This is a genomic window from Chitinophaga sp. CB10, assembly GCA_001870995.2.
Lineage (GTDB): Bacteria > Bacteroidota > Bacteroidia > Chitinophagales > Chitinophagaceae > Chitinophaga.
Genome location: MLAV02000011.1, coordinates 203,027 through 210,995, shown reverse-complemented (window position 1 = coordinate 210,995; position 7,969 = coordinate 203,027). Strand labels below are relative to the sequence as shown.

Annotated in this window: 8 protein-coding genes and 1 tRNA gene; 3 read left to right on the top strand and 6 right to left on the bottom strand. The window is 39.5% G+C overall.

The features are described 5' to 3' along the window. Nucleotides 1-624 precede the first annotated feature (624 nt). From BOC67_RS16935 to BOC67_RS16920, 4 genes are read right to left on the bottom strand one after another with little or no spacing between them, the layout of a single operon-like run. The gene (locus BOC67_RS16935; protein ID WP_291911821.1) at nt 625-1,077 is read right to left on the bottom strand and encodes a hypothetical protein; all 453 of its coding nucleotides are present in this window, start codon (nt 1,075-1,077) and stop codon (nt 625-627) included. A 54-nt stretch (nt 1,078-1,131) separates the two neighbouring features. Further along, complete coding sequence (locus tag BOC67_RS16930; RefSeq protein WP_291911820.1) at nt 1,132-1,665, bottom strand: J domain-containing protein; 534 nt, start codon at nt 1,663-1,665, stop codon at nt 1,132-1,134. 3 nt (nt 1,666-1,668) lie between these two features. Then, entirely contained in the window at nt 1,669-1,896 is a 228-nt protein-coding gene (locus tag BOC67_RS16925) for a hypothetical protein (RefSeq protein ID WP_291911819.1), read from the bottom strand. A gap of 22 nt (nt 1,897-1,918) precedes the next feature. Further along, nucleotides 1,919-2,542, bottom strand: a complete 624-nt coding sequence (locus BOC67_RS16920) for a hypothetical protein (RefSeq protein ID WP_291911818.1) — start codon at nt 2,540-2,542, stop codon at nt 1,919-1,921. A 370-nt stretch (nt 2,543-2,912) separates the two neighbouring features. Here BOC67_RS16920 and BOC67_RS16915 point away from each other — a divergent pair, with 370 nt between their 5' ends. The 3 genes from BOC67_RS16915 (at nt 2,913) to BOC67_RS16905 (ending at nt 6,169) form a co-directional block, all read left to right on the top strand. Next, on the top strand, nt 2,913-3,146 hold the full coding sequence (locus BOC67_RS16915) for a helix-turn-helix transcriptional regulator (RefSeq protein ID WP_291911817.1): 234 nt from the start codon (nt 2,913-2,915) through the stop codon (nt 3,144-3,146). Between the two features lie 330 nt (nt 3,147-3,476). Further along, nucleotides 3,477-4,379 carry a hypothetical protein gene (locus BOC67_RS16910; RefSeq protein WP_291911816.1) on the top strand — a complete coding sequence of 301 codons (903 nt, stop codon included), beginning with the start codon at nt 3,477-3,479 and terminating at the stop codon, nt 4,377-4,379. Between the two features lie 236 nt (nt 4,380-4,615). After that, on the top strand, nt 4,616-6,169 hold the full coding sequence (locus BOC67_RS16905; protein ID WP_291911815.1) for a recombinase family protein: 1,554 nt from the start codon (nt 4,616-4,618) through the stop codon (nt 6,167-6,169). Here BOC67_RS16905 and BOC67_RS16900 read toward each other — a convergent pair. Together BOC67_RS16900 and BOC67_RS16895 are read right to left on the bottom strand one after the other, a co-directional pair. Next, a tRNA-Asn gene (locus tag BOC67_RS16900) sits at nt 6,132-6,208 on the bottom strand. The genes BOC67_RS16905 and BOC67_RS16900 overlap by 38 nt on opposite strands. Before the next feature lie 138 nt (nt 6,209-6,346). Beyond that, nucleotides 6,347-7,957 carry a glycosyltransferase family 39 protein gene (locus BOC67_RS16895; RefSeq protein ID WP_291911814.1) on the bottom strand — a complete coding sequence of 537 codons (1,611 nt, stop codon included), beginning with the start codon at nt 7,955-7,957 and terminating at the stop codon, nt 6,347-6,349. Nucleotides 7,958-7,969: the final 12 nt, after the last annotated feature.

Below are 7,969 nucleotides of genomic sequence, written 5' to 3'. Positions count from 1 at the left end.
CGACTTCTCTGCTCCAGTTCATCAATTTCAAAAATGGACTCAAAATTTCAAAGATCAAACATGCTTTATCTTTTTAATAGCACAACACGTTAAAGTTAATGAATCAATTCATAACTCTAATTCTTATGGCCGAAGTTCGGGGAAGTCTACACCTATAGATTGAGGTAATAGGGGCAACCCTTCATAATCCGCTTATATAATCCCTTAATATACTTGAAACATATCTAATAATGCTATATTCTGTATTATAAGTAGGTTAGTTAGGCTCATTGTCTTTTACAATTAAAAAATACCCTCTTTACACCCAGTCTATTACGAAAGATTCGTAAATAGGTAAAAACTAAATATTGTAAGAAAAGGGGGATACCCGACAGTAAGCATTTAATGAGGGGATTGGTTGGGGCTGGGTCTTACAGGGGAGGCCCGTATGTTAGGTTGTTTGTAAATTCCCTCGTTCACAGAACATCACGAGATTTTGTGAAAAGCATCATGAAGTTTTGTGAGGAAAAACCTGTCCATCTGAAACAAAGTGCCTTCTAAACCCAATATCAATATATTATCTCTATAGGATAAGGTTTATCGTCCAGTTATGTTTATAGATTGTACAAATTGCTTCGTTCTAGGTCAGAATATCAAACCGTATTCATTCATTCGTTGTCTTACAATGTCAACTATCCCGCGATTTATTTCTGTATTTCCGCTCTCCTTATCCGCAATATCAAATCTTTCAGTAATAATTCTATCAATATAATCTGTAGGTGCGGGATTAATGCCTAATGAGAAATTGAAGGTTGCCAGTTTTGAAATATAGTCATCATACTCGGCATTAAAATAGGTCATAGGCCAATTTATAGCTTTGATAGTCGATGGGTACTTTGTCTGAATGATGCGCCCTAACTGGTAAAGACATTGCATTTCCCGCCAAACATGGAAACTGACCATACGAATGTGGTGCGATACAACATCCCGGCCGGATAGAAATGGTCTATCCAGATCAGTTACAATTATTTGATGTAGCTTTTTACTTTTCTTGTATAACGAAATATATTGATCTTCTTCGATTATAATAATTGCCATTTATGGGATATTGACGATTTATATAGCTATTAACTGAATATTCTAATTTTTTTGTCAATTACAAGATTTAGATAGTCCGATAAGTATAAGAAAAATGACCCCTAGAATTATTTGAGAAATGAAGGCTGTTCCCATTGCTTCTGCCCCATCTTTTATACCAGCTTTTACCATACCTCTCAGTTCCTCTATAGTCTGTTTAGCTAAACCCACGGCTTGCAGCTTTGCATTTGCAGTCCACTTTTTCAGCAGTTCATCCTCAATGTCAAAGCCCATGTGAGTAAATGTTTCCCTTTTTCGACCTTCCCGATTTTTATGGGATTCTCGCTGTTCTTGTTCTTGATGCTTGTTTTCTTCTTTTTGTTTCTTTTTTTGATAAAAACGCTGATATTGGTAGTCGTATCTTTGTCTAGCCTCGTTGTCTAATAATATGAGTTTAGCCTCATTGAGCAGTTGCATTTTTTCTGTTGTATCAAACCCCGGATTTCGATCTGGATGCCACTTTAATGCTTGCTTTTTAAATGCCAATTTTATTTCATCAGATGAAGCATAAGGTGATATTTCAAAAAGAGAATAGTAGTCAACGAACATTTGCTAGCTTTTGTCTAATTGTTGGTTATTATCAGGCTTGTTTCCTTTCCTTTCGCTTTCAGGCTTCCATTTCCAAATAGCAGTAATCGCAGCCATTAATCCAATGGAAAATAATACACCAATAGGGCCACCACCGGATTTAGTTCCTTGTGCTTCGTTTAGACCTGCAATTATAACTCCTCCGATAATGAATGCTAGAATAGTTAGGCCAATTTTAGAAAGTGTGCGCATTTTCGTTTGTTTTAGGTTGAGTCTATTTTTGAATGATTTTGATTGTAGATTTAATACCATTAAATGTTCCTTCCCAATCGTTCCCATCAAGACGGCGTTCAAATGTGATCGTGTGAAATCTATCATTGTTTTGAAGCATATAAATTTCAACAATTACAGGTTTGTTACTTCCAATTTGTCTTTTATAACCAAAATTTATAGCACTTAGTCCATTGAGGGTTAGAACCTTTGCATCATACCACTCAAGAATACTTGCATTTGCCCTTAATGCCTCTCCTTCAATTTTACTTTTGAATGTAGCATTAACTTCATTGGCTTCTGCTTTAGTTATAGTTTCTGATAACTTTTTAAAATCTCCTACACTACCTTGTTCTGTTCTTATAAAAACTCTAGCGTATGTTTGAAAACTATTTTTATCAAGGCTATTTAGATTCTTTTGTTGAAAAATGACCCTTGAAGCATTAATGCCATTGATCTCTTTTATTCTGTCAGTAATTTCTCTATAAATACCACCTTGAACTTCCATATTTGATGGAAGGCCAATAGTTCCGACCCCTTCAATTTTAAGAGTCGTCCAGCTTGTGGTTTGAGAATATGCCAATAAAGGGGTTATCATGAAGGTAATCCAGATGAATATATTTTTCATTTATTATGTATTTATTATATGTAATATATAAAAATTAACCATTCTTCATACGGACATATGGTCCTAAGCTATCAAAAGAATTTTCTTCCAGAATTCAGTAGCTTACCTATTCACTATGTGAATAGAGCTTACAAGGTGTTTGTTGGTTGTAGTTAAGATATATGTTCTGACCTTTTTATCATCAGTAGTTTATTTCTCGGCAATTCTTATCTAGACAAGAATTTCAGTGGCAAAAAGGTATTAGCAATTATGAATTTTAATTTCATTTAATAGGGACAGTTTATTTTGGGTAAAGATATGTAAAATTATTATACTCAGCCATAGCTGAGTGTTGTTGTTATTCATTTATGGCTTCTTGCTCTAAAAAATTATGGGCGAAGTCACACAAATAGAACAATATGTAATTGATAGGGTTAGAGAGAAAAGAAAAGAGCATGGTATCACTCAACTTGAACTGGCTATTGCCTTAAATGTGTCCGAAGGGTTTATAGGAAGTGTTGAAAGCCGGAAATTTGATGATAAATATAATCTTCGCCACCTGAATGAATTAGCCAAAATATTTAATTGTTCTCCAAAGGATTTCTTACCTATTGTACCACTATAAGCAGTGGAGGCCTTGCTAGTAAGGCAGACAAAAACATAAAAATAATTTATATATAATATTTATTAAATATTTTAAATGTAAGGTGTGTTACATTCATGGCGAACCCTATTACCAATCTTCAGTCGAAAGTGTTGGTTTCAGCCCTGGTACATCAAATAATTCTTGCTCAATAACCTCCTTATTTGACCCCTCATTCCCGTCCATGTTACTTGACAGTTAGGCAGGTCCATAATTTTACAGTTGTTGACATTGTAAATCTTCTGTTAAATTATACGTTTACGTATAATTAATAAAATTACAAATCATACCTTCGCGTATAATTTATAGAAAATGGATATACGACAACAAATGGGGAGCAATATTCCCTTAGACCAAACACTTTTCAATACCCTTACTGAAAAGAAGTTTACAGTTAAGGATTTTAAGGACATTGACGAAGCAATAACCTATCGCACAATCAACTACTGGAGCGAAAAGGGATATTTGCTTTCTTTAAGACAAGAAACCGACAGGGATTGGCGAAAGATCAACTTTGCCGAATATGTTTGGATACTCTTATTAAATGAACTCCGCATAATGGGAGTATCGTTCGATAAGATTATAGGCCAATTATTCCTGGAAATGGGAATACCGGAAAAAGAACAACATGAAATGAGCCAGCAGGAGGCTGACCGCTTAAAGGCGCTCTCTTTTGATAAGCGGCTGCCGGAAATTAATAAAGAACTGGTATTGGAAAACTTTACCTGGCTGATAGTGACTATTATATCGTATAAAACGCCTATTACCCTTAGATTCCTTAATAATGGCGATTATTTAGAGGTATATGGGAACCCTGCTTATCATGGCATAGCTATACAAGAGCTACTTGAAAAATACAAAGAACAGGTTATAAAAAGCAATTTTGAAAGCTCCATATCCGTTTCAATTGACGGGCTAATTAAGGACTACATCCAGAAAAAGGATTTGGACAATATTACGGAGCTTAATCTTCTTTCACCGGAAGAAATAGAAATTATTAGCTACGCAAGGCGCAATGAACTGGCTGAACTAAAAATCGTCTATAACGAAGGAAGCCCCGACAGAGTGGAATTAACGGAAATAATCCAATCCACACCAAAGGGGAAAAGGATAGAGGAATATATGCTTTCCAATTATACGGATTTACACTTTAAATCCAATGGTGGTAAGTCCCTTGTTTTACACAGGAATACCAAAATTAAATTAAGCAAGTAAATGCTTGTAATGCTGCTTATTGTACCGGAAACCCCGGACACACACGGTTACAATACTTACCTATCGGAAGCCCTGAAGGTAAGCTCATGTATTTATCACCTTGCTGGATTTAAAATTTTGCGAACGCATATTAAACAAAACCAATAAGAAATACTCGCTAAAACAGGTAAAAGAAATTGCACAACAGCTTCATTCATTGGCGATAATAGAGTATGAAGCATATAAACGCTCAACCCATGAAAAAGAACATAATCATTTACATCAGAGTATCAACTGACGAACAGGCAAGAAGTGGGTTTAGTCCGAACCATCAGGAAATGGTTATTAAAGCCTATTGCAAAGCTAAAGGGTATAACATTATACAAATTGTAAGGGAAGATTATTCTGCCAAGACTTTCAACAGGCCGGAATGGTTAAAGATTATGACTTTCATAAAGACAAATAAAAAAAGTGTTGATGCAATAGTTTGCCTGCGGTGGGATAGATTTTCAAGGAACCTTGAAGAATCACTGCGCGTACTTAGGCAGTTACGGGAGATGGGAGTAACGCTTGAAACCGTGGAGCAGCCGCTTGATATGGATAACCCGGATAGCAAAGTAATGTTATCTCTTTACCTTACCATGCCGGAAGTTGAGAATGACAAAAATGCAATAAGAACAAAAGAAGCCTCCCGCCGTTCGCGGTTGGAAGGGTTCTGGACGGGAACTGCTCCCTTTGGGTATTCCAATTGCCGTACTGCTGCTGATAAATCAACTTTAACACCAAATGAAGATGCACCGCTGGTTACGGAGGTATTTGAAATGATGGCTACAGGCGTTTATTCAGCCGAAGAAGTAAGAAAAAGGCTGCGTGGGAAAGGAATAAAACACACCAAACAGGCATTTCTAAACATGCTTCGCAATGTAGTTTACATCGGTAAAATTAACGTTGCGGAATATAAAAAGGAAGATGCCCAAATAGTCCTGGGAGTACATCCCCCTATTGTAAAGGAAGAAACATTCAGAAGGGTACAAAATGTACTGGATGGAAGAAGGCCAAATTTCAAGTTTGGTACTAACCGGACTAATATTTATCCATTAAGGCAATATGTAAAATGCCCTAATTGTGGCCGGGGATTGACGGCTGGTGGTTCCCGCAGTAGAAATGGGGCAATACATCATTATTACAACTGCATAAACAACAAATGCAAGGTAAGGCATAAAATAGATGTTGTTCATAGCGATTTTGATACCTTTCTGGCATCCAATGTAGTGGCAGATGAAATACAGGAGCTTTATTACCATACTTTGGAGGATGTATTTAAGCAAGATGATGCAAAAAGGCTGGAAGAAATTAATCTGCTCAACAAACAAGCTGAATTAATAGAAAAGCGGATAAAGAAGGCCGAAGATGACTATTATGATAGCAAAATCCCCTTTGCAGATTATACAGGCATTAAAGAGCGTTATGTAAAGGAATTAATGAACATAATGGGCCAAATAGCAGATAAGCAAATGGAAAAAACGCCCTTCAAAAAATATCTATCTTTCGGGCTTTCCGTGGTTGGAAACTTACAGCATTATTATAAGCAGGCCCCTGTTGAGGTAGCACAAAAATTACTCGGTTCAATCTTCCCGGAAAAACTGACTTATGAAAAAAATACATTTCGAACCACCAAACCGAACGAGGTATTCACGTTCATGACCAGTAATATCAAGGGTTTCGAAGAATTGAAAAATAAAAAGGTCGGCAAAATTGCCGACCAGTCTAGTATGGCTCCCCCTGCTGGACTTGAACCAGCGACCCTCTGATTAACAGTCAGATGCTCTAACCAACTGAGCTAAGGAGGAATTTCCCGTACCGTTTGTGCGATTTGGGATTGCAAAAATAGGTAAAATTTCATTTCTGCAAAATCTAAGGCAATATTTTTTTAAAAAAATATTCTCAAAATAGCTAAATGCCCTGTGGTAAAGGGTTTTAAAGACCGCTTAAAACACCTCCACCAGGTACCGCCGCTGCAAAACCCCCTCCCGGCTGGCCTTTCTCACAAACGGCAAGTCCAGCTTGCTCACCCAAAATTGAGGGAATTCTTTAATAACCTGATGCCGCGGCAACCGCTGCAAACCCTCCGCCGAAGTAAAATACAACCCCGCCGCTACCACCGTATCACATACACGCACCGGCGCCTGGGCATAAAATTCCAGGGAATAACTGTGCGCCTCGTACATGCATACCGCCTTCCCCGGCAATTCGCTGTTGAGGTATTTAGCCGCCGCAGAACCACTCTGGTATTGCATCATATCAGGGTATAAAATGGTGAAAAGATAAAAGTTCAGCAGGATGCCAATGGATACGGTGCGGTAAAATACCGCCTCCCGCGTAGTCTTGTTCAGCCAGTTGTGCAAAACTTTATACAGTATAATCAATACCCCCGCCGGAATAATCCAAAGAAAATGCATCGCCGGCTTGTACAGCAAATCTATCACCACCGCCAAAGCCGCCACCAGCACAATGATCGTGTACTGCGTAATCCGGAAGAATTTCAGCCCTTTTTCAGTATGCAAATCCAGGATATACTTCGCCGTAATGATGGCAAAGAAAGGAAATATGATGTTAAGGTAGTGTGGCAGCTGAAACTTCGACATCGAGCATAACCCGAACGTGACTAACGCCCCAACGATACAATAATACTCCCGCTGCGATTTCCATCTCCCCAAAATAACCCCTGTTGCCGCATACAACATGACCGACCAGGGAAGGAAAGCCCACAGCAGCGTATGAAAAAAGAAAAAAGGATCCCCCTGCCCCTTGATAGGCCCGGTATTCATAAACCGGCCAAACTGGCTATCCCAAAAGAAAAACCGGATGCCGGAAACGCCCGTTTCGCCAAATACCACCTTCTCCGGGTGCGCGTCAAACTGCTGGTACAGCGCCCACAACTCCGGGCCAATGAATGCCAGCGTCAATACCGCCGCCAGCAGCCAACGCCAGTGAAACAACTCCTTCCAGTTCCGGGTAAACAGCAAGTGCCCGCCAATCGCGGCTCCCACCGGCACAATGGCGAAAATCCCCTTCGTCATCACCGCCGCCGCCAAAAACAACGCCCCCGGCAATACCTGCCTGCGGAAAAAATAATATACCGATGCAATGATCAGCCCCGTCAGGTAAGGCTCCGCGCGCACGTCGTTGTTGGACAATACCAGGTGCTCCGCCGTCAGCAGGATGCACACCGCCCAGCGTGCAGTTTGCTCCCCGTACAGCTCCAGCGCAAAACGATACGTGTACCACGCGCCCAGCAGCAGGAACAATATCCCCGGCAGCTTGTACGACCAGGTGTGTATCCCGAAGAGCTGAAAGCTCAACGCAGTCACCCAAAAAGGAAAATGAGGCTTATCCAGCCAGTCATGGCCATCTACATATAAGTTCCAGTAGTCGTGCCGCAGCACCATGTTTTTGGAAACAACGGCATACAGCGTGGCATCAGGTTCCAGCAAGGGAACAAACAGGGCGCTGAATTGCAGTAATACCAGCAGCACAATGAATAATTGCCAGACCTGCTTTTCAGTGATGTTGGCAGAACGGTAACGAGTTGTAAGCATAACGAAAAGTTA

Excerpts from the sequence above, each read along its gene's own strand:
- BOC67_RS16935 (WP_291911821.1), bottom strand. The coding sequence starts at position 1,077 with ATGGCAATTATTATAATCGAAGAAGATCAATATATTTCGTTATACAAG.
- BOC67_RS16930 (WP_291911820.1), bottom strand. The coding sequence starts at position 1,665 with ATGTTCGTTGACTACTATTCTCTTTTTGAAATATCACCTTATGCTTCA.
- BOC67_RS16925 (WP_291911819.1), bottom strand. The coding sequence starts at position 1,896 with ATGCGCACACTTTCTAAAATTGGCCTAACTATTCTAGCATTCATTATC.
- BOC67_RS16920 (WP_291911818.1), bottom strand. The coding sequence starts at position 2,542 with ATGAAAAATATATTCATCTGGATTACCTTCATGATAACCCCTTTATTG.
- BOC67_RS16915 (WP_291911817.1), top strand. The coding sequence starts at position 2,913 with ATGGGCGAAGTCACACAAATAGAACAATATGTAATTGATAGGGTTAGA.
- BOC67_RS16910 (WP_291911816.1), top strand. The coding sequence starts at position 3,477 with ATGGATATACGACAACAAATGGGGAGCAATATTCCCTTAGACCAAACA.
- BOC67_RS16905 (WP_291911815.1), top strand. The coding sequence starts at position 4,616 with ATGAAAAAGAACATAATCATTTACATCAGAGTATCAACTGACGAACAG.
- BOC67_RS16895 (WP_291911814.1), bottom strand. The coding sequence starts at position 7,957 with ATGCTTACAACTCGTTACCGTTCTGCCAACATCACTGAAAAGCAGGTC.